The sequence below is a fragment of the Klebsiella sp. CN_Kp073 genome (assembly GCF_040065495.2).
Taxonomy (GTDB): Bacteria; Pseudomonadota; Gammaproteobacteria; order Enterobacterales; family Enterobacteriaceae; genus Klebsiella; species Klebsiella aerogenes.
Genome location: NZ_CM198051.1, coordinates 4,982,985 through 5,004,365 on the forward strand (window position 1 = coordinate 4,982,985; position 21,381 = coordinate 5,004,365).

The 21,381-nt window shown below is 55.5% G+C and carries 10 protein-coding genes and 3 rRNA genes; 3 read left to right on the plus strand and 10 right to left on the minus strand.

Annotated elements, in window-relative coordinates; translation table 11 throughout:
• Window positions 1-13 precede the first annotated feature (13 nt).
• Window positions 14-259, minus strand: a complete 246-nt coding sequence (locus ABLV66_RS23980) for a YmjA family protein (RefSeq protein WP_020079884.1) — start codon at window positions 257-259, stop codon at window positions 14-16.
• Window positions 260-404: 145 nt separating this feature from the next.
• On the opposite strand from ABLV66_RS23980, the gene pepE reads away from it, so the two are divergent.
• Window positions 405-1,094: a dipeptidase PepE gene (gene pepE, locus ABLV66_RS23985; protein ID WP_047046472.1), complete on the plus strand. Its 690-nt coding sequence runs from the start codon at window positions 405-407 to the stop codon at window positions 1,092-1,094.
• Between the two features lie 70 nt (window positions 1,095-1,164).
• Here the strand turns inward: pepE and ABLV66_RS23990 are convergent, their stop codons facing one another.
• A complete protein-coding gene (locus ABLV66_RS23990; protein WP_015368796.1) occupies window positions 1,165-2,796 on the minus strand; it encodes a Na/Pi cotransporter family protein in 1,632 nt (543 codons plus the stop codon).
• A gap of 130 nt (window positions 2,797-2,926) precedes the next feature.
• Window positions 2,927-6,610, minus strand: coding sequence for a methionine synthase (gene metH, locus ABLV66_RS23995; RefSeq protein ID WP_047045827.1), 3,684 nt, complete (start codon window positions 6,608-6,610; stop codon window positions 2,927-2,929).
• Window positions 6,611-6,805: 195 nt separating this feature from the next.
• Between metH and iclR the strand changes: the two genes are divergently transcribed.
• A complete protein-coding gene (iclR, locus tag ABLV66_RS24000) occupies window positions 6,806-7,636 on the plus strand; it encodes a glyoxylate bypass operon transcriptional repressor IclR (protein WP_045396840.1) in 831 nt (276 codons plus the stop codon).
• Window positions 7,637-7,687: 51 nt separating this feature from the next.
• Here iclR and aceK read toward each other — a convergent pair whose 3' ends face one another.
• The 7 genes from aceK to ABLV66_RS24035 all read right to left on the minus strand — a co-directional run bounded on the left by aceK (window position 7,688) and on the right by ABLV66_RS24035 (window position 19,155).
• Window positions 7,688-9,472: a bifunctional isocitrate dehydrogenase kinase/phosphatase gene (aceK, locus tag ABLV66_RS24005; protein ID WP_047078477.1), complete on the minus strand. Its 1,785-nt coding sequence runs from the start codon at window positions 9,470-9,472 to the stop codon at window positions 7,688-7,690.
• 100 nt (window positions 9,473-9,572) lie between these two features.
• Window positions 9,573-10,877: an isocitrate lyase gene (gene aceA, locus ABLV66_RS24010; protein ID WP_015368800.1), complete on the minus strand. Its 1,305-nt coding sequence runs from the start codon at window positions 10,875-10,877 to the stop codon at window positions 9,573-9,575.
• A 31-nt stretch (window positions 10,878-10,908) separates the two neighbouring features.
• A complete protein-coding gene (gene aceB / locus ABLV66_RS24015) occupies window positions 10,909-12,510 on the minus strand; it encodes a malate synthase A (protein ID WP_045396846.1) in 1,602 nt (533 codons plus the stop codon).
• Between the two features lie 260 nt (window positions 12,511-12,770).
• Entirely contained in the window at window positions 12,771-13,700 is a 930-nt protein-coding gene (gene metA / locus ABLV66_RS24020; RefSeq protein WP_045396850.1) for a homoserine O-acetyltransferase MetA, read from the minus strand.
• Between the two features lie 601 nt (window positions 13,701-14,301).
• Window positions 14,302-14,417: ribosomal RNA gene (rrf, locus tag ABLV66_RS24025) — 5S ribosomal RNA — on the minus strand.
• A 95-nt stretch (window positions 14,418-14,512) separates the two neighbouring features.
• Window positions 14,513-17,417 (minus strand): 23S ribosomal RNA (locus tag ABLV66_RS24030).
• A 198-nt stretch (window positions 17,418-17,615) separates the two neighbouring features.
• Window positions 17,616-19,155: ribosomal RNA gene (locus ABLV66_RS24035) — 16S ribosomal RNA — on the minus strand.
• The 16S, 23S and 5S rRNA genes sit together here, the layout of an rRNA operon.
• A 628-nt stretch (window positions 19,156-19,783) precedes the next feature.
• On the opposite strand from ABLV66_RS24035, the gene purH reads away from it, so the two are divergent.
• Window positions 19,784-21,373, plus strand: a complete 1,590-nt coding sequence (purH, locus tag ABLV66_RS24040; RefSeq protein ID WP_045397317.1) for a bifunctional phosphoribosylaminoimidazolecarboxamide formyltransferase/IMP cyclohydrolase — start codon at window positions 19,784-19,786, stop codon at window positions 21,371-21,373.
• Window positions 21,374-21,381: the final 8 nt, after the last annotated feature.

Sequence of the window (21,381 nt, forward strand, 5' to 3'; positions counted from 1 at the left end):
AACAGGGATGACGTTATTCATTACCCCATTGATTGAGGAAATTGGCGATATCGTCGATACGCTGTTCGGCAATGCCTGCTTCACGGGCCATCTCCTGCTGCGCTTCCTCGCTGATCTCCTCATTATTCATTAAGCGCGTAATCAGCAGTTGGAAGTAATGCGCCAGACAATCGCGCTCGGACTCTTTTACCGCTTCCGCGCACTCCGTCGAGTACTCATCCACGATGTCATAATATTTCAGCGGTATTTCATTGTTCATAGGTCGTCTCCGGGGTGGTTAGCATCTGCGCTTTCGGCCCCGATAATAACATTCAGCTTGCCTGCACCGTGAGCCATATCAGCGCCTCAAGGCCGGGCCAATGATAGAATCTGCGTCAAATGACATGCTTACACAGGATGAAAAGATGGAACTGCTGTTACTGAGTAACTCAACGCTACCGGGCAAAGCCTGGATGGAACATGCGCTGCCGCTGATTGCCGGCCAGGTCAAAGGCCGCCGCTCGGCGGTATTTATTCCCTTCGCCGGGGTGACGCAAAGCTGGGATGATTACACCGCCAAAGCCGCCGCAGTCATGGCGCCGATGGGCGTCAGCGTGACCGGTATTCACAGCGTCGCCGACCCTATCGCCGCCATTGAAAGTACCGAGATGGTCATCGTCGGCGGCGGGAACACTTTCCAGCTTCTGAAAGAGTGTCGCAGCCGCGGGCTGCTGGCGCCGATTGTCGATGTCGTCAAACGCGGGGCGTTGTATATCGGCTGGAGCGCGGGTTCTAACCTCGCCTGCCCGACCATTCGTACCACCAACGATATGCCGATTGTCGATCCTCAGGGGTTTGACGCGTTAGGGCTGTTCCCGCTGCAGATTAACCCGCACTTCACTAACGCGCTGCCGACCGGGCATCAGGGTGAGACCCGTGAGCAACGTATTCGCGAATTGCTGGTCGTGGCGCCGGAATTAACGGTGATTGGCCTGCCGGAGGGGAACTGGATTCAGGTCAGCGACGGACACGCCACGCTCGGCGGCCCGAACCCGACGCTGTTGTTCAAAGCGGGAGAAGAAGCGGTAACCCTGGCCGCGGGCCACCGTTTCTAGACTAGTTTGACGAACATTACCCGGATAGCGGCGCGTTGCGCCTTATCCGGGCTACCCAGCGTAAATCCGGCTAATAATCATCCCGCTCGTCGTCTTCATCCGGCTGCTCCATCACGCTATAGGCAACAGCGCAGAACAACGAGTTCAGACGCTTCATATCGCCCAACAGCGCCAGATGCAACGTACTGGTTTCGATACTCTGCACGTTTTGCTGATGCAGGCGGTCAACATGCGCGTGCGAGTAACGGCGGTTAAGAATACGAAAACGGTGCTTACTGCGGCGCAACCGACGGGCGCTCGGCACGTCGCCGGAAAAGAAGACCGACATTGCCAGCTGCAGGTTACTGAGCAGCAGCTCGTATAACGCATCCAGTTCTTTCAACCCCTCGACGGAAAATGCGCGCCGCGCCGCCAGTGATTTATCGGCGATCTCGCTGCCCATTCGCTCGACGATGTCAGACGCCTGCTCCAGGTTGAGCGACATCTCGATAATTTCCGCCCAGCGGCGAGACTCCTCTTCCGCCAGCTCGTCCTTCGGCATCCGCGCCAGGTAGAGCTTGATAGCCGTATACAGCACGTTGATATCGTCCGCCATCCGCCGCAGCTCTTTCTCTTCGCGCGGCTCGCCGTGCATCACCTTGCGCAGGCTTTCCAGCATCTGCTCCATGGCGTCGCCGATACGCAAGGTCTCACGGGCGGCATTGGCCAACGCCAGCGCCGGCGTATCCAGCGCCGAGGGATCCAGATGCTTCGGCTTGAGATGGTTATCCAGCTCCGGCTCATCGCGGATCAGGCGCTTACACAGGTTCGCCATCGGCCCGGCGAACGGCACCATCGCCACGCAGCGGATCAGGTTGTAGAAGACGTGGAAGTAGATAACCAGCTCCGACTCTTCCAGCGGCAATTTGTGCATGACATCCGCCAGTACGTGCACAAATGGCAAAATTATCAAGCTCCCCACCAGCTTGAACAGCAGGCTGCCGAGCGCCACGCGCCGCGCCGCCGCATTGGCGCCGCTGTTGTTGAGCATCGCCAGCAGCCCGGAGCCGAGGTTAGCGCCGATGACCAGGCATAGCGCCACCGGGAAAGAGATCACCCCGGTGCCGGTTAACGTTGCGGTCAGCAGCACGGCCGCCAGGCTGGAGTAACTGATAATGGCGAACACGGCGCCAATCAGCGCATCCAGCATGATATCGCCGGTCAGCGAGGCGAAAATCACCTGTACACCGTTGGCCTGGGTAATCGGATGCACCGCCTGGACGATGAGCTCCAGCGCCAGCAGGATAAGTCCAAGGCCGATACCGACCCGCCCAAGCTGACCCGCGCGGGTCTGTTTACGGCCGAGGAAGAAAATAACGCCGATAAATATCAGCAGCGGCGATAGCCAGGAGAGGTCGAAGGTCAGTACCCTCGCCATCAGCGCCGTCCCCACATCCGCACCCAGCACCATAACCAGCGCTGGCGCCAGCGCGACCAGATCCTGGGCTACAAACGACGTCACCAGCATGGTGGTGGCATTGCTGCTCTGCACCAGCGCGGTGACGCCAATCCCCGCGCAGAAGGCGAGCGGTTTTTTCTCCACGCTGCTGCTGAGCACGGTACGCAGGCGCGCGCCAAAGACTCGCATCACGCCGGTGCGCACAATATGGGTACCCCACACCAGTAGGGCTACGGCGGAAAGTAGGTGTAACAGCGTTAACACAGAATCAGCTTCTCCTTATCGTTATAAGTGTTCCTGAGGTTTAAACCTCCCTTCAGTATAAGGGGTTAACTTCAATAAAGAGACAAGGCGCTCAAAGAGCGCCCTGTTTGTTGTAACGAAACATATTTCGTTAGTCGGCATCATAGCCGAGGTTAGGGGCGAGCCAACGCTCAACTTCGGCCGCCGTCATCCCCTTACGCAGGGCGTAATCTTCCACCTGGTCGCGCTGGATCTGCGCCACGGCGAAGTACTTACTGTCCGGATGACTGAAGTACCAGCCGGAAACCGATGCGCCAGGCCACATGGCGAAGGACTCGGTGAGCTTCATACCGGTATGCGCTTCCACATCCAACAGTTCCCAGATGGTCGCTTTCTCGGTGTGTTCCGGGCAGGCCGGATAACCGGGCGCCGGGCGGATCCCCTGGTAATTTTCGCGGATCAGCTCTTCATTGCTGAGGTTCTCATTGGCCGCATAGCCCCAGTAAACCTTACGCACTTTCTCATGCAGATACTCGGCGAAGGCTTCCGCCAGACGGTCGGCGATGGCCTTAACCATGATCTTGTTATAGTCGTCGTGCTGCGCTTCATAGGCTTCCGCCAGCGCGTCTTCTTCCAGCCCGCCGGTTACCGCGAAAGCCCCGATGTAGTCCGCTTTACCGCTCAGCTTCGGCGCGACAAAATCGGCGAGGCAGTAGTTCGCGAAGCCAACCTTTTCGGTTTGCTGGCGCAGGTGATGGCTGACCGTTAGCACGTGGGTACGGGTTTCATCACGATAGATTTCCACATCGTCGCCAACGCGGTTAGCCGGGAACAGCCCGACCACGCCGCGCGGGTTCAGCGTTTTTTCGGCGCTGAGTTTATCCAACAAATCGTTGGCGTCTTTAAACAGGCGCTGTGCCTCTTCACCCACCACTTCATCTTCCAGGATACGCGGATATTTGCCCGCCAGCGACCAGGTCATAAAGAACGGCGTCCAGTCGATGTAGTTACGCAGCGTTTCGATGCTGGCTTCCACCTCCTGCACGCCCAGACGATGGGCCACCGGAGGAGTGTAGCTCTCCCAGTCAAACGCCAGATCGTTTTCCCGCGCCGCCTGCAGAGTCACCGGCGGCGTGCGCGGTTTTTTACGCCCGTGCTGGATTCGCACGGTTTCATACTCTTTACGGGTACGGGCGACAAAATCATCGCGCTGGGTTGCCGACAGCAGGGCTGAAACCACTCCTACGGTACGCGAGGCGTTCTGCACGTAAACCGTCGGGCCACTGTAGTTCTGCTCGATTTTCACCGCGGTATGGGCTTTCGAGGTCGTCGCTCCGCCAATTAGCAGCGGGATAGTGAAGCCCTGACGCTCCATCTCTTTAGCCACGTTGACCATTTCGTCCAGCGACGGCGTGATAAGCCCTGAGAGGCCAATCAGATCGGCGTTTTCTTCGCGCGCAGTACGCAGGATTTTCTCTGCCGGCACCATCACGCCGAGATCGATAATTTCGTAGTTGTTGCACTGCAGCACTACACCGACGATGTTTTTACCAATATCGTGCACATCGCCTTTCACGGTGGCGATCACCATCTTACCGTTGCTGGAGCCCTGTTCTTTGCTGGCTTCGATGTAAGGTTCGAGGTAGGCCACCGCCTGTTTCATCACCCGCGCGGATTTTACCACCTGCGGCAGGAACATTTTGCCTTCACCGAACAGGTCGCCGACGACGTTCATGCCATCCATCAGCGGGCCTTCAATCACCTCGATTGGGCGTTCGGCCTGCTGGCGCGCCTCTTCCGTATCCTGCTCGATAAATTCGGTAATGCCTTTGACCAGCGAGTATTCAAGACGCTTTTTCACGTCCCAGCTGCGCCATTCCGCCTGCTGAGCGTTCGCGCTATCGTCCGCTTTGCTGCCGCGATATTTTTCCGCCAGCTCAAGTAATCTTTCGGTACTGTCATCGCGGCGGTTAAGAATTACGTCTTCGACCGCATCGCGCAGCTCGCCAGGCAGATCGTCGTATATCGCCAGCTGGCCGGCATTGACGATGCCCATATCCATACCGTTGCGGATAGCGTAGTAGAGGAAGACGGCGTGGATCGCTTCACGCACCGGATCGTTACCGCGGAACGAGAACGACACGTTGGAGACGCCGCCGGAAATCAGCGCATGCGGCAGCTCGCGTTTGATGTCTTCACAGGCGCCGATAAAGTCCTGAGCGTAGTTATTGTGCTCTTCAATACCGGTGGCGACGGCAAAAATGTTGGGGTCGAAGATGATATCTTCCGGCGGGAAGCCGACCTCTTCGGTGAGGATTTTGTAGGCGCGACGGCAAATTTCGATTTTGCGCTCGCGGGTATCGGCCTGGCCCACTTCATCAAAGGCCATGACGACCATTGCCGCGCCGTAGCGGCGAACCAGCTTAGCGTGATGAATAAAGGGTTCGACGCCCTCTTTCATCGAGATCGAGTTAACGATGCCCTTGCCCTGAATGCACTTGAGCCCTTTTTCGATGACTTCCCACTTGGAGGAGTCGATCATAATCGGCACGCGGGCAATATCCGGTTCACCCGCTATCAGGTTGAGGAAACGCACCATCGCCGCTTCGGCATCGAGCATCCCCTCATCCATGTTGATATCGATAATCTGCGCGCCGCTTTCTACCTGCTGGCGCGCCACGTCCAGCGCTTCACTGTATTTCTCTTCTTTGATTAAGCGCTTAAATTTAGCGGAGCCGGTAACGTTGGTACGCTCGCCCACGTTGACGAACAGGCTATCGTCGCCGATGTTCAGCGGCTCCAGGCCAGACAGACGGCAGGCGACTGGCAGTTCCGGCAGCTGGCGAGGCGGCAAGCCCTCTACCGCCCGGCTCATGGCGGCGATATGCTCGGGGGTGGTGCCGCAGCAGCCGCCGACGATATTAAGGAAACCGGCCTGCGCCCATTCGCGAATTTGCGCCGCCATGGTATCGGCATCCAGATCGTATTCGCCGAAGGCGTTCGGCAGGCCGGCGTTCGGGTGCGCGGTAACGTAGCATTCCGCGATCCGCGAAAGCTCCTGCACGTACTGGCGCAGCTCATCCGGCCCCAGCGCGCAGTTTAAGCCGAAGGTCAGGGCATCGGCGTGGCGCAGCGAATTATAGAACGCTTCGGTCGTCTGCCCGGACAGTGTACGTCCGGAGGCATCGGTGATAGTGCCGGAAATCATAATCGGCAGCTCGACGCCGAGCGCCTCAAATTCTTCTTTTACCGCGAAAATCGCCGCTTTGGCGTTCAGGGTGTCAAAGACCGTTTCAATCAGAATCAGGTCCGAGCCGCCTTCCACCAGCGCTTTGGTGGATTCACGATAGGCGGCCACCAGCTGATCGAACGTGATATTCCGAAAGGCCGGATCGTTGACGTCCGGAGAAATAGAAGCGGTGCGGTTGGTCGGACCAAGCACCCCCGCCACATAGCGCGGTTTTTCCGGCGTACGCGCGGTCCACGCGTCGGCGCTGGCGCGGGCCAGCTTTGCGGCGGCAAAGTTGATTTCCGCCGACAGGGATTCCATCTGGTAATCCGCCATCGCGATGGTTGTCGAGTTGAAGGTGTTGGTCTCGATAATGTCCGCGCCGGCGGCGAAATAGGCGTCGTGGATCTCGCGGATGACCTCAGGCTTGCTGAGGACCAGCAGGTCGTTATTGCCTTTCAGGTCGCACGGCCAATCGGCAAAGCGTTCGCCGCGGAAATCCTGCTCACTCAGACGATAGCCCTGGATCATGGTGCCCATGCCCCCGTCCAGAACCAGAATGCGTTCTTTTAACTGCTGATGTAATTGTTCTACTTTGTTACTCACACAGACTCCCGACAGCGCTCAACTCAGACCAAAAAGCCAACAAACCATACTGGCATAAACCACCCTGCTGGAAAAGGAAACCTGCAGCAACATGAGACAAGTTCAACTTCACTCCTCCGATCAGTCTGGTTGTGATTGCATTATCGCCAAATAAAACGAAAATCATTTCCACGATACAGAAAAAAGGAGTTCATCATGGCTACCCCGGTTCCCGCCAAACGCGGCAGAAAACCCGCTGCTGCCGCCCCTGCCGCGCAGGCTGGCGGGCAAGTTCAGTCGCTTACCCGCGGTCTGAAACTGCTTGAATGGATTTCTGAATCGCATAGCAGCGTCGCGCTCACCGAACTGGCGCAGCAGGCGGGGCTACCTAACTCCACGACCCATCGTCTGCTCACCACCATGCAGCAGCTCGGTTTTGTGCGCCAGGTCGGCGAGCTGGGGCACTGGGCGATCGGCGCGCATGCGTTTGTCGTCGGCAGCAGCTTCCTGCAAAGCCGCAATCTGCTGGCCATTGTCCATCCTATCCTGCGCCAGCTGATGGAAGATTCCGGCGAAACGGTCAACCTGGCGGTGCTGGATAAAAGCGATCATCAGGCGATTATTATCGACCAGGTGCAATGTACGCAGCTGATGCGCATGTCGGCGCCGATTGGCGGCAAATTGCCGATGCACGCGTCAGGCGCCGGAAAAGCGTTTCTGGCGCAGTTGAGTGAAGAAGAAGTCACCACGCTGCTACATCGGAAAGGGCTGCATGCTTACACTCACGCCACCCTGGTTTCTCCGGTACATTTGAAAGAGGATTTGGCCCAGACGCGTAAACGCGGCTATTCATTTGATGATGAAGAACATGCGCTGGGGCTGCGCTGTATCGCCTCCTGTATTTACGACGAACACCGCGAGCCGTTCGCCGCTATCTCCATCTCCGGGCCAATTTCACGCATGACCGACGATCGGGTGACCGAGCTTGGCGCATTGGTTATTAAGGCTGCAAAAGAAGTCACGCTGGCGTACGGCGGGGTTAAATAATAAAAATGCCCCAAAGGGGCATTTTGAGTAAGCCTGATAAGCGTAGCGCCATCAGGCAGATCGGCGCACCTTGCCGGATGGCGGCGTAAACGCCTTATCCGCCCTACTGTCGGCGCCATAGCGCACGCTAAAACGCTGCTTACGCCGGTAAGCGTACACATCTTCCACGTGCCCGTTTTTAATGCGCGTCTGCAGTTCACGCCAGTAATCGGCACGCAGTAAATCGGCGTGCATCTCCTCCAGTAGCGGTCCGATCCGCGGATCGGCGCACAGCCAGTGGCGGAACTCTTCCGGGAAGACATCGCCCGGGGACACGCTATACCAGGGTTCACTGGCCAACTCATCTTCCGGATAGCGCGGCGGCGGAATATCGCGGAAATTCACCTCGGTCATGTAGCAAATTTCATCATAATCGTAGAATACCACCCGCCCGTGGCGCGTGACGCCGAAGTTTTTAAACAGCATGTCGCCGGGGAAGATATTGGCGGCCGCCAGTTGGCGAATAGCATTCCCGTACTCTTCTACCGCGTCGCGTAGCGCCTGGCCTTCCACCTGCTCCAGCCAGATATTAAGCGGCACCATCCTTCGTTCAATATAAAGATGGCTGATGGCAATGCGATCGCCGAGGTCGGTCAACTTATTCCCCGCTTCCGCCTGCAACAGCGCCATCAGCTCGGGCGCGATTTGCCGCTTATCGAGCACGAAGTTTTCAAACTCCTGGGTATCCGCCATCCGCCCGACGCGGTCGTGTTCTTTGACCAGCTGATAGCAGGCGCGGACGTGGGCGGCGGTCATCTCTTTTTGCGGCGCAAAGCGGTCTTTAATCACCTTAAATACCCGGTCGAATCCCGGCAGGGTAAATACCAACATCACCATCCCACGGATGCCCGGCGCTTCGATAAACTGCTCATCGCTGCGGGTAACATAGTGCAGATACTCGCGATAACTTTCCGTTTTAGCATGCTTCTGACAGCCAATCGCCATATACAGCTCGGCGGTAGTTTTTCCCGGCAGAATCTCGCGCAGCCATTCAACCAGCGCCGCGGGCAGCGGCGCGTAGACCATGAAATAGGAGCGGGCGAAACCAAAGACGATACTCGCCTCGGCGTGGGTCGTCAGGCAGGTATCAACAAATAGCTGTCCGTCATCGCTACGATGTATCGGCAGCAGGAACGGCAGCGTCGCCATCGGTGTAACCAGTTTACCTACCAGCCAGGCGGCTTTATTACGATAAAACAGCTCATTCGCCACCTGCAGATGCGACTGCGATAACAGTTCTCCACCGAGAGCTTCACGTAAATGACTGACGATATAACCGATATCACGCCCTTTGTTTTGCCACGGCAGGCGCAGCGGCAAATCGGCAAGCAGGTTATGCATCAGGTATTCCCAGCCGCGTTCGGGATAAAAATCCTTCGCCAGCGGTCGCGAAATCGTGCGAAAACGACGTTCCGGCTGGGAGCTAAAAATAAAGAGCCGCTCGGGGGTCAGCGAGCGGTGGTCAAACAGTCTGCAGTAGACCGAGTTGAAAAAGCTCTCCGCAATTTCAAAGCGAGGATAATCCGGCAAAAGTTGGGTGTACTGCTGTTTCACCCGCAGAAGAAAATCGACGTCGGTACTTTTCCCTTCGGTAATGCAGCGCAGCTGTTCTACCACCAGACCCACGTGGTGATCGTAGAGGTGGATACGCTGCTTCATCGCCTGCTGCACGGCGTGCCAGTCCGCTTGTTCGAAGCGCTGCTGTGCGCCGGAAGTGACTTCCAGAAAACGCCCGTACTGGGCGTCGAATCCCTGTAAAATGGTTTGGGCAATCAGTAGTTCCAGGCCACGCGTCATCGCTTTCCCCCATCCGGCACAACATCATGCCGGATGGCGCGTTAGCTTATCCGGCCTACACCTTTGTAGGCCCGGTAAGCGCAGCGCTACCGGGCATTGCTTAAAACTGCGATTCTTCGGTCGAGCCGGTCAGCGCCGTTACCGACGAGGTCCCCCCCTGGATAATGGTGGTCACTTTGTCGAAGTACCCGGTGCCCACCTCCTGCTGATGCGAGACGAAGGTGTAGCCTTCCGGCCCGGCGGCAAACTCCGGCTGCTGTACCTTTTCGACGTAGTGACGCATGCCTTCGCCCTGCGCGTAGGCGTGAGCCAGGTCGAACATGTTGAACCACATGCTGTGGATACCCGCCAGGGTAATGAACTGGAATTTATAGCCCATATCCGACAGCTGCTGCTGGAAGCTGGCGATGGTTTTATCGTCGAGATTTTTCTTCCAGTTAAAGGATGGCGAGCAGTTATAGGCCAGCAGCTTGCCCGGGAAGCGGGCGTGGATCGCCTCGGCGAAACGGCGTGCCTGTTCAATGTCCGGTTTAGAGGTTTCACACCATACCAGATCGGCATAAGGCGCGTAGGCCAGGCCGCGGCTGATTGCCTGTTCGATTCCGGCATGGGTGCGATAGAAACCTTCGCTGGTGCGATCGCCGGAGATAAACTCGCGATCGTAAGGATCGCAATCCGAGGTAATCAGGTCAGCGGCATCGGCGTCGGTACGAGCGATAAGCAGCGTCGGTACCCCCATCACATCCGCCGCCAGACGCGCGGCGACCAGCTTCTGAATCGCCTCTTGCGTCGGCACCAGCACCTTGCCGCCCATATGTCCGCACTTCTTCACCGACGCCAGCTGGTCTTCGAAATGCACGGCCGCTGCACCGGCCGCAATCATCGATTTCATCAGCTCAAAGGCGTTCAGCACGCCGCCAAAACCGGCTTCCGCATCGGCGACGATCGGCAGGAAATAGTCGATAAAACGCGGATCGTTCGGCTCAATCCCCGCCGCCCACTGGATCTGATCGGCGCGACGGAAGGTATTGTTGATCCGATCAACTACCGACGGCACCGAGTTAGCCGGGTATAACGATTGATCCGGGTACATACTGGAGGCCAGGTTGGCGTCGGCGGCGACCTGCCAGCCAGACAAGTAGATGGCTTCAATGCCCGCCTTCGCCTGCTGCAGCGCCTGGCCGCCGGTTAACGCGCCAAGGCTGTTGATATAACCCTTTTTCGCTTCACCATGCAGCAGACGCCACATTTTCGCCGCGCCAAGCTGCGCCAGCGTGCATTCCGGGTTCACCGAGCCGCGTAACTTCACCACCTCTTCCGCGCTATATGGGCGGGTAATGCCTTCCCAGCGCGGGTTCGTCCACTCTTTGTTTAATTCTTCGATTTGTTGGGTACGGGTTTTCATGTGCAGATGCTCCATATTGTGATGGGGTGAATTACGCCAGCAGGCGGTAACCTGGCAGAGTCAGGAAGTCGATCAGTTCGTCGGAAGTGGTGATTTGCTCCATCAGCCGCGCCGCATCGTCAAAGCGACCGTGGCTGAAGCGGTGTTCTCCCAACTCTTCCTGAATCACCATCAGCTCTTCAGCCAGCCACTGGCGGAACAGCGCCTTGGTAACCGGTGTGCCGTCGTTCAGGGTTTTCTGGTGATGGATCCACTGCCAGATAGAGGTACGCGAAATCTCAGCCGTCGCCGCATCTTCCATCAGGCCGTAAATCGGTACGCAGCCGTTGCCGGAGATCCAGGCCTCGATGTACTGCACCGCCACGCGGATATTAGCGCGCATGCCGGCTTCGGTGCGCTCGCCCTCGCAGGGAGCCAGCAGCTGCTCGGCGGTAATCGGCGCGTCGTCATTGCGGGTAACAAACAGCTGGTTAGGATGTTCGCCCAGTACGCGGTTAAAGACGCCCATCGCCGTATCCGCCAGTCCCGGATGCGCAATCCAGGTGCCATCGTGGCCATTGTTGGCCTCCAGCTCTTTATCGGCGGTGACTTTATTCAGCACCTGACGATTGCGCTCGGCGTCTTTGCTCGGGATAAAGGCCGCCATACCGCCCATCGCGAAGGCGCCGCGTTTATGACAGGTCTTAATCAGCAGGCGTGAATAGGCGCTGAGGAAGGGCTTATCCATCGTCACCACCTGGCGATCCGGCAGGACGCGGTCTGGGTGGTTTTTCAGCGTCTTGATATAGCTGAAGATATAGTCCCAGCGCCCGCAGTTCAGGCCAACAATGTGGTCGCGCAGCGCATGCAGGATTTCATCCATCTGGAACACCGCCGGCAGCGTTTCAATCAGCAGCGTGGCCTTAATGGTGCCGCGCGGCAGTTCAAAGCGATCCTCGGTAAAGCTGAAGACTTTGCTCCACCATGCCGCTTCCTGCCAGGCCTGGGTCTTCGGCAGATAGAAATAGGGGCCGCTCCCTTTCGCTAGCAGCGCCTGGTAGTTGTGGAAGAAATAGAGCGCAAAATCGAACAGACTGCCGGGTATCGCCTCACCCTGCCAGGTGACGTGCTTTTCCGGCAGATGCAGGCCGCGAACGCGGCAGACCAGTACCGCCGGGTCGGGCTGTAGCTGATAAATTTTCCCTGCTTCGTTGGTGTAGCTGATGGTGCCGTTGACCGCATCGCGCAGGTTGATTTGGCCATCAATCACTTTGTGCCAATCCGGCGCCAGCGAGTCTTCGAAATCGGCCATAAAGACTTTGACGTTAGCATTCAGGGCATTAATCACCATCTTGCGTTCAACAGGACCGGTGATTTCAACGCGGCGATCCTGTAAATCGGTCGGAATACCGCGTATTTTCCAGTCGCCATTACGAATGGAAGCTGTTTCCGAAATAAAATCAGGAAGCTTGCCGCCATCAATGGCCTGCTGTTGCTGGACGCGTGCTGCCAACAGTTGATTACGCTCAGGCGTAAAACGGCTCACTAGTTCCGTCAGGAACTCCACCGCTTCCGCAGTCAGAATTTGCTTCTCCTGCTCGCCATAAGGCTGGCTGAATGCCAGTTCATCGGTCATTGTCGCCTGTTGCGTCATTGTGCAGCTCCTCTTGGTTGATCCTGATAGCGCGAGCGAAAGATCGTTGTTTGCTTTTCGCTCAGCACAATTAAGACTACTCAAGAATTTTTCAAAATCAAAAACAATTTCCATTTTTAATTTAATATTGCATCAACATACTGATAACAAAAGAATTAAAGTTAAAATAGAAGGGGAAGTTGTTTTCGGAAATAAAAAAGGCACCCGAAGGTGCCTGAGGCGAGATGCTGAAACGCTTTAGGATCGTACGCGCTGGTAGATTAATCCAGCGTTGGATTCATATGACGCAGATCGTATGGTGTGATTTGGTAGACGTAATAGTTAAGCCAGTTAGCAAACAGGAGATTGCCATGGCTGCGCCAGGTCGCCCGCGGTTTATTGTTTGGATCATTATTCGGGAAGTAGTTGTCCGGAAGCTGTGGCGCTAAACCTGCCTCCAGATCGCGGAAGTATTCACTTGCCAGGGTATGCGGATCGTATTCAGGATGACCGGTAACAAAAGCGATGCGCTTATCTTTGCTGGCGAACAGATAGGCATCGCCATCTTCGGTTTCGGCGAGAATATCGAGGTCGGTGTAGTCCCGAATCAGCCCGGCCGGGAAGTCGGCATAGCGCGAATGAGGCGCAAGGAAGGTGTCATCAAACCCGCGAGTCAGCAGCGCATGCGGGTGCAAAATATGGTGTTCATAAACGCCAGAGATCTTTTCGGTACGAGTTTGCTTGGGGATGCCATACAGAATATTTAACGCGGCCTGTACCGCCCAACAGACAAATAACGTTGACGTGACGTGATCCTTTGCCCACTCCAGTACCTGTTTAATCTGCGGCCAGTAGGCAACATCGTTAAACTCGACCAGCCCTAACGGCGCGCCGGTAACAATCAAACCATCGAAATTCTGTTCGCGAATATCGTCGAAGTTGCAGTAAAAGTTATTCAGGTGCTCCGTCGGCGTATTACGTGATTCACGCGCATCGATGCGTAGCAGCTGGATATCAACCTGCAGCGGCGAGTTCGACAGCAGCCGCAGAAACTGATTCTCCGTCTCGATCTTCTTTGGCATCAGATTGAGAATTAACACCTTCAGCGGGCGGATTTCCTGAGTTGTAGCACGCGATGTGGTCATCACGAAGACGTTTTCATCGCGCAAGAAATTGACGGCCGGTAGCTCGTCCTGCACCCGAATTGGCATAGCTGTATCACCTCATTACATACGTATAAACGTTTAGACATCCAGATAGCTGACAATAACCAGGAATAAGCAAAATGTCGAGTCTGCAAGCGTAAGGTGAGAAAGTTTCAAGGAGGATTTAAGAGGTGGGATTTTCCCGCAGGCGGTATAGCCCGGGGAAGGAGCGGTAGCCCCGGTAAGCGCAGCGCCACCGGGGGAGATGGCGGCGCGTCTGGCCATAAAACACCAAAACAAAAGGCCCGGTCTTCCGACTGAGCCTTTCGTTTACGTCGATATGGCAGCGGCTTTCCCCGGAGGCGGTGCTGCGCACCTTTTCCGGGCTACAGGACTGTAGCCCCGGTAAGCGCAGCGCCACCGGGGGAGACGGCGGCGCGTCTGGCCGCAAAACACAAAAACAAAAGGCCCGGTCTTCCGACGGAGCCTTTCGTTTACGTTGCTATGGCAGCGGCTTTCCCCGGAGGCGGTGCTGCGCACCTTTTCCGGGCTACAGGACTGTAGCCCCGGTAAGCGCAGCGCCACCGGGGAGACGGCGGCGCGTCTGGCCGCAAAACACAAAAACAAAAGGCCCAGTCTTGCGACTGAGCCTTTCGTTTTATTTGATGCCTGGCAGTTCCCTACTCTCACATGGGGAGACCCCACACTACCATCGGCGCTACGGCGTTTCACTTCTGAGTTCGGCATGGGGTCAGGTGGGACCACCGCGCTATCGCCGCCAGGCAAATTCTGTTTTACCAGCCCGTCATTACGACGCACTGATTAATCTGTATCACGCTGAAAATCGTCTCAAATCGCCAAAACATCTTCGGCGTTGTAAGGTTAAGCCTCACGGTTCATTAGTATCGGTTAGCTCAACGTATCGCTACGCTTACACACCCGACCTATCAACGTCATCGTCTTTAACGTTCCTTCAGGAGACTTAAAGTCTCAGGGAGAACTCATCTCGGGGCAAGTTTCGTGCTTAGATGCTTTCAGCACTTATCTCTTCCGCATTTAGCTACCGGGCAATGCCATTGGCATGACAACCCGAACACCAGTGATGCGTCCACTCCGGTCCTCTCGTACTAGGAGCAGCCCCCCTCAATTCTCCAGCGCCCACGGCAGATAGGGACCGAACTGTCTCACGACGTTCTAAACCCAGCTCGCGTACCACTTTAAATGGCGAACAGCCATACCCTTGGGACCTACTTCAGCCCCAGGATGTGATGAGCCGACATCGAGGTGCCAAACACCGCCGTCGATATGAACTCTTGGGCGGTATCAGCCTGTTATCCCCGGAGTACCTTTTATCCGTTGAGCGATGGCCCTTCCATTCAGAACCACCGGATCACTATGACCTGCTTTCGCACCTGCTCGCGCCGTCACGCTCGCAGTCAAGCTAGCTTATGCCATTGCACTAACCTCCTGATGTCCGACCAGGATTAGCTAACCTTCGTGCTCCTCCGTTACTCTTTGGGAGGAGACCGCCCCAGTCAAACTACCCACCAGACACTGTCCGCAACCCCGATTAGGGGCCAACGTTAGAACATCAAACATTAAAGGGTGGTATTTCAAGGTTGGCTCCACGCAGACTGGCGTCCACGCTTCAAAGCCTCCCACCTATCCTACACATCAAGGCTCAATGTTCAGTGTCAAGCTATAGTAAAGGTTCACGGGGTCTTTCCGTCTTGCCGCGGGTACACTGCATCTTCACAGCGAGTTCAATTTCACTGAGTCTCGGGTGGAGACAGCCTGGCCATCATTACGCCATTCGTGCAGGTCGGAACTTACCCGACAAGGAATTTCGCTACCTTAGGACCGTTATAGTTACGGCCGCCGTTTACCGGGGCTTCGATCAAGAGCTTCTCCTTACGGATAACCCCATCAATTAACCTTCCGGCACCGGGCAGGCGTCACACCGTATACGTCCACTTTCGTGTTTGCACAGTGCTGTGTTTTTAATAAACAGTTGCAGCCAGCTGGTATCTTCGACTGATTTCAGCTCCACCCGCAGGGGCTTCACCTACATATCAGCGTGCCTTCTCCCGAAGTTACGGCACCATTTTGCCTAGTTCCTTCACCCGAGTTCTCTCAAGCGCCTTGGTATTCTCTACCTGACCACCTGTGTCGGTTTGGGGTACGATTTGATGTTACCTGATGCTTAGAGGCTTTTCCTGGAAGCAGGGCATTTGTTACTTCAGCACCGTAGTGCCTCGTCATCACACCTCAGCGTTAAAAGGTACCGGATTTACCTGGAACCTCCGCCTACATGCTTAAACCGGGACAACCGTCGCCCGGCTAACATAGCCTTCTCCGTCCCCCCTTCGCAGTAACACCAAGTACAGGAATATTAACCTGTTTCCCATCGACTACGCCTTTCGGCCTCGCCTTAGGGGTCGACTCACCCTGCCCCGATTAACGTTGGACAGGAACCCTTGGTCTTCCGGCGTGCGGGCTTTTCACCCGCATTATCGTTACTTATGTCAGCATTCGCACTTCTGATACCTCCAGCAACCCTCACAGGTCACCTTCGCAGGCTTACAGAACGCTCCCCTACCCAACAACACATAGTGTCGCTGCCGCAGCTTCGGTGCACAGTTTAGCCCCGTTACATCTTCCGCGCAGGCCGACTCGACCAGTGAGCTATTACGCTTTCTTTAAATGATGGCTGCTTCTAAGCCAACATCCTGGCTGTCTGTGCCTTCCCACATCGTTTCCCACTTAACTGTGACTTTGGGACCTTAGCTGGCGGTCTGGGTTGTTTCCCTCTTCACGACGGACGTTAGCACCCGCCGTGTGTCTCCCGTGATAACATTCTTCGGTATTCGTAGTTTGCATCGGGTTGGTAAGTCGGGATGACCCCCTAGCCGAAACAGTGCTCTACCCCCGAAGATGAGTTCACGAGGCGCTACCTAAATAGCTTTCGGGGAGAACCAGCTATCTCCCGGTTTGATTGGCCTTTCACCCCCAGCCACAAGTCATCCGCTAATTTTTCAACATTAGTCGGTTCGGTCCTCCAGTTAGTGTTACCCAACCTTCAACCTGCCCATGGCTAGATCACCGGGTTTCGGGTCTATACCCTGCAACTTAACGCCCAGTTAAGACTCGGTTTCCCTGCGGCTCCCCTATACGGTTAACCTTGCTACAGAATATAAGTCGCTGACCCATTATACAAAAGGTACGCAGTCACACCATAAAGGTGCTCCCACTGCTTGTACGTACACGGTTTCAGGTTCTTTTTCACTCCCCTCGCCGGGGTTCTTTTCGCCTTTCCCTCACGGTACTGGTTCACTATCGGTCAGTCAGGAGTATTTAGCCTTGGAGGATGGTCCCCCCATATTCAGACAGGATACCACGTGTCCCGCCCTACTCTTCGAGTTCACAGCCTGTGCATTTTGGTGTACGGGACTATCACCCTGTACCGTCGGACTTTCCAGACCGTTCCACTAACACACAAGCTGATTCAGACTCTGGGCTGCTCCCCGTTCGCTCGCCGCTACTGGGGGAATCTCGGTTGATTTCTTTTCCTCGGGGTACTTAGATGTTTCAGTTCCCCCGGTTCGCCTCGTTAACCTATGTATTCAGTTAACGATAGTGCAACGAATTGCACTGGGTTTCCCCATTCGGACATCGCCGGCTATAACGGTTCATATCACCTTACCGACGCTTTTCGCAGATTAGCACGTCCTTCATCGCCTCTGACTGCCAGGGCATCCACCGTGTACGCTTAGTCGCTTAACCTCACAACCCGAAGATGTTTCACTTCTGATTGCGAAAATTTGAGAGACTCGAACACACATTAACTGTGTGTCGTTTCAATTTTCAGCTTGATCCAGATTTTTAAAGAGCAAAATTTCACAATGCACTTAACAGTACATTTTGAAATTTATCATTTATCAAACAATCTGTGTGGACACTACAAAGGCAGGTTCTTTAAGGTAAGGAGGTGATCCAACCGCAGGTTCCCCTACGGTTACCTTGTTACGACTTCACCCCAGTCATGAATCACAAAGTGGTAAGCGCCCTCCCGAAGGTTAAGCTACCTACTTCTTTTGCAACCCACTCCCATGGTGTGACGGGCGGTGTGTACAAGGCCCGGGAACGTATTCACCGTAGCATTCTGATCTACGATTACTAGCGATTCCGACTTCATGGAGTCGAGTTGCAGACTCCAATCCGGACTACGACATACTTTATGAGGTCCGCTTGCTCTCGCGAGGTCGCTTCTCTTTGTATATGCCATTGTAGCACGTGTGTAGCCCTACTCGTAAGGGCCATGATGACTTGACGTCATCCCCACCTTCCTCCAGTTTATCACTGGCAGTCTCCTTTGAGTTCCCGGCCGGACCGCTGGCAACAAAGGATAAGGGTTGCGCTCGTTGCGGGACTTAACCCAACATTTCACAACACGAGCTGACGACAGCCATGCAGCACCTGTCTCAGAGTTCCCGAAGGCACCAAAGCATCTCTGCTAAGTTCTCTGGATGTCAAGAGTAGGTAAGGTTCTTCGCGTTGCATCGAATTAAACCACATGCTCCACCGCTTGTGCGGGCCCCCGTCAATTCATTTGAGTTTTAACCTTGCGGCCGTACTCCCCAGGCGGTCGACTTAACGCGTTAGCTCCGGAAGCCACGCCTCAAGGGCACAACCTCCAAGTCGACATCGTTTACGGCGTGGACTACCAGGGTATCTAATCCTGTTTGCTCCCCACGCTTTCGCACCTGAGCGTCAGTCTTTGTCCAGGGGGCCGCCTTCGCCACCGGTATTCCTCCAGATCTCTACGCATTTCACCGCTACACCTGGAATTCTACCCCCCTCTACAAGACTCTAGCCTGCCAGTTTCGAATGCAGTTCCCAGGTTGAGCCCGGGGATTTCACATCCGACTTGACAGACCGCCTGCGTGCGCTTTACGCCCAGTAATTCCGATTAACGCTTGCACCCTCCGTATTACCGCGGCTGCTGGCACGGAGTTAGCCGGTGCTTCTTCTGCGAGTAACGTCAATCGCCAAGGTTATTAACCTTAACGCCTTCCTCCTCGCTGAAAGTACTTTACAACCCGAAGGCCTTCTTCATACACGCGGCATGGCTGCATCAGGCTTGCGCCCATTGTGCAATATTCCCCACTGCTGCCTCCCGTAGGAGTCTGGACCGTGTCTCAGTTCCAGTGTGGCTGGTCATCCTCTCAGACCAGCTAGGGATCGTCGCCTAGGTGAGCCATTACCCCACCTACTAGCTAATCCCATCTGGGCACATCTGATGGCATGAGGCCCGAAGGTCCCCCACTTTGGTCTTGCGACGTTATGCGGTATTAGCTACCGTTTCCAGTAGTTATCCCCCTCCATCAGGCAGTTTCCCAGACATTACTCACCCGTCCGCCGCTCGTCACCCGAGAGCAAGCTCTCTGTGCTACCGCTCGACTTGCATGTGTTAGGCCTGCCGCCAGCGTTCAATCTGAGCCATGATCAAACTCTTCAATTTAAGTTTGATGCTCGTGAATTAAACTTCGTAATGAATTACGTATGTTCACTCAGAGACTTGGTATTCATTTTTCGTCCGAGGACGTTAAGAATCCATGTCACTTTGAGTGCCCACACAGATTGTCTGATAAATTGTTAAAGAGCAGTTGCGACGCGCTTTAGCGCTCTGTCGCGAGGTGGCGTATATTACGCTTTCCTCTTTCAGAGTCAACCCTGAATTTCAGAATTTTTCTCTTCAACCGAACCGGCTGTTTGTGTGAAGTGATTCACATCCGCCGTGTCGATGGAGGCGCATTATAGGGAGTTCTCGAGCACCTGCAATAGAAAAATTGCAGAAAAATGACTGACTGCTGCATTCCCCAGCAAAACCCCGCTTTATACCCTTTTACACACAGAATTATCCACAGGCACACGGCAAAACACGGCTTAAACCCCGGTACATCCATTGCCATATAAGGAGAGAACCATCGGCTTAAAGAGAAAGATAAAAATTCGCGAGCGTTGCGCAAACGTTTTCGTTACAATGCCGCGCTATGACACGGATGCCCGGTTGGGTGCGTTAGGTGAGTTTTTAGGCAAAAACTCACCTAACGCTCTCTGTAATGTTCAAATCCTGGGGATTTAATACCATGCAACAACGTCGTCCAGTCCGCCGCGCCCTGCTCAGTGTTTCTGACAAGGCAGGTATCGTCGAATTCGCGCAGGCGCTTTCCGCTCGTGGTGTCGAGCTGCTGTCCACCGGCGGCACCGCTCGCCTGCTGGCAGATAAAGGCCTGCCGGTTACCGAAGTCTCTGACTACACCGGTTTCCCGGAAATGATGGATGGACGCGTGAAGACCCTGCATCCGAAAGTACACGGCGGCATCCTCGGTCGTCGCGGTCAGGATGACGGTATCATGCAGCAACACGGTATCGCGCCTATCGATATGGTTGTCGTTAACCTCTACCCGTTCGCCCAGACCGTCGCTCGTGAAGGATGCTCGCTGGAAGACGCGGTGGAAAACATCGATATCGGCGGCCCGACTATGGTGCGCTCCGCGGCGAAGAACCATAAAGATGTCGCCATCGTGGTTAAGAGCAGCGACTACGACGCCATCATTAATGAGATGGACGCCAACGAAGGTTCTCTCACGCTGGACACCCGTTTCGACCTCGCGATTAAAGCCTTCGAACACACCGCCGCTTACGACAGCATGATCGCTAACTACTTCGGCAGTATGGTTCCGGCCTATCACGGCGAAAGCAAAGAAGCCGCTGGCCGCTTCCCGCGTACCCTGAATCTAAACTTCATTAAGAAGCAGGATATGCGCTACGGCGAAAACAGCCACCAGCAGGCTGCCTTCTATATAGAAGAGAATGTAAAAGAAGCCTCCGTGGCGACCGCCACCCAGCTGCAGGGCAAAGCGCTCTCCTATAACAACATTGCCGATACCGATGCGGCGCTGGAGTGTGTGAAAGAGTTCAACGAGCCGGCCTGCGTTATCGTTAAGCATGCCAACCCGTGCGGCGTTGCCGTCAGCGACTCGATCCTCGACGCCTACGATCGCGCTTACAAAACCGATCCAACCTCCGCCTTCGGCGGCATCATAGCCTTTAACCGCGAGCTGGATGCTGAAACCGCGCAGGCGATCATCTCTCGCCAGTTCGTCGAAGTGATCATCGCGCCATCCGCCAGCGAAGAAGCGCTGAAAATCACCGCCGCTAAGCAGAACGTCCGCGTGCTGGTCTGCGGCCAGTGGGATGCTCGCGTCGCGGGTCTCGATTTCAAACGTGTCAATGGCGGCTTGCTGGTTCAGGACCGCGATCTTGGTATGGTCACCGCGGGCGAACTGCGCGTGGTCAGCAAACGTCAGCCGAGCGAGCAAGAGCTACGCGATGCGCTGTTCTGCTGGAAAGTGGCGAAATTCGTCAAATCCAACGCCATCGTTTATGCCAAAAATAATATGACCATCGGTATCGGCGCCGGTCAGATGAGCCGCGTCTACTCGGCGAAAATTGCCGGGATTAAAGCCGGTGACGAAGGTCTGGAAGTGAAAGGCTCCGCCATGGCTTCTGACGCCTTCTTCCCGTTCCGCGATGGTATTGATGCCGCCGCGGCCGTCGGCATCACCTGCGTTATCCAGCCGGGCGGCTCTATCCGCGATGAAGAAGTAATTGCCGCCGCGGACGAACATGGTATCGCCATGATCTTCACCGACATGCGCCACTTCCGCCATTAATTCACGGA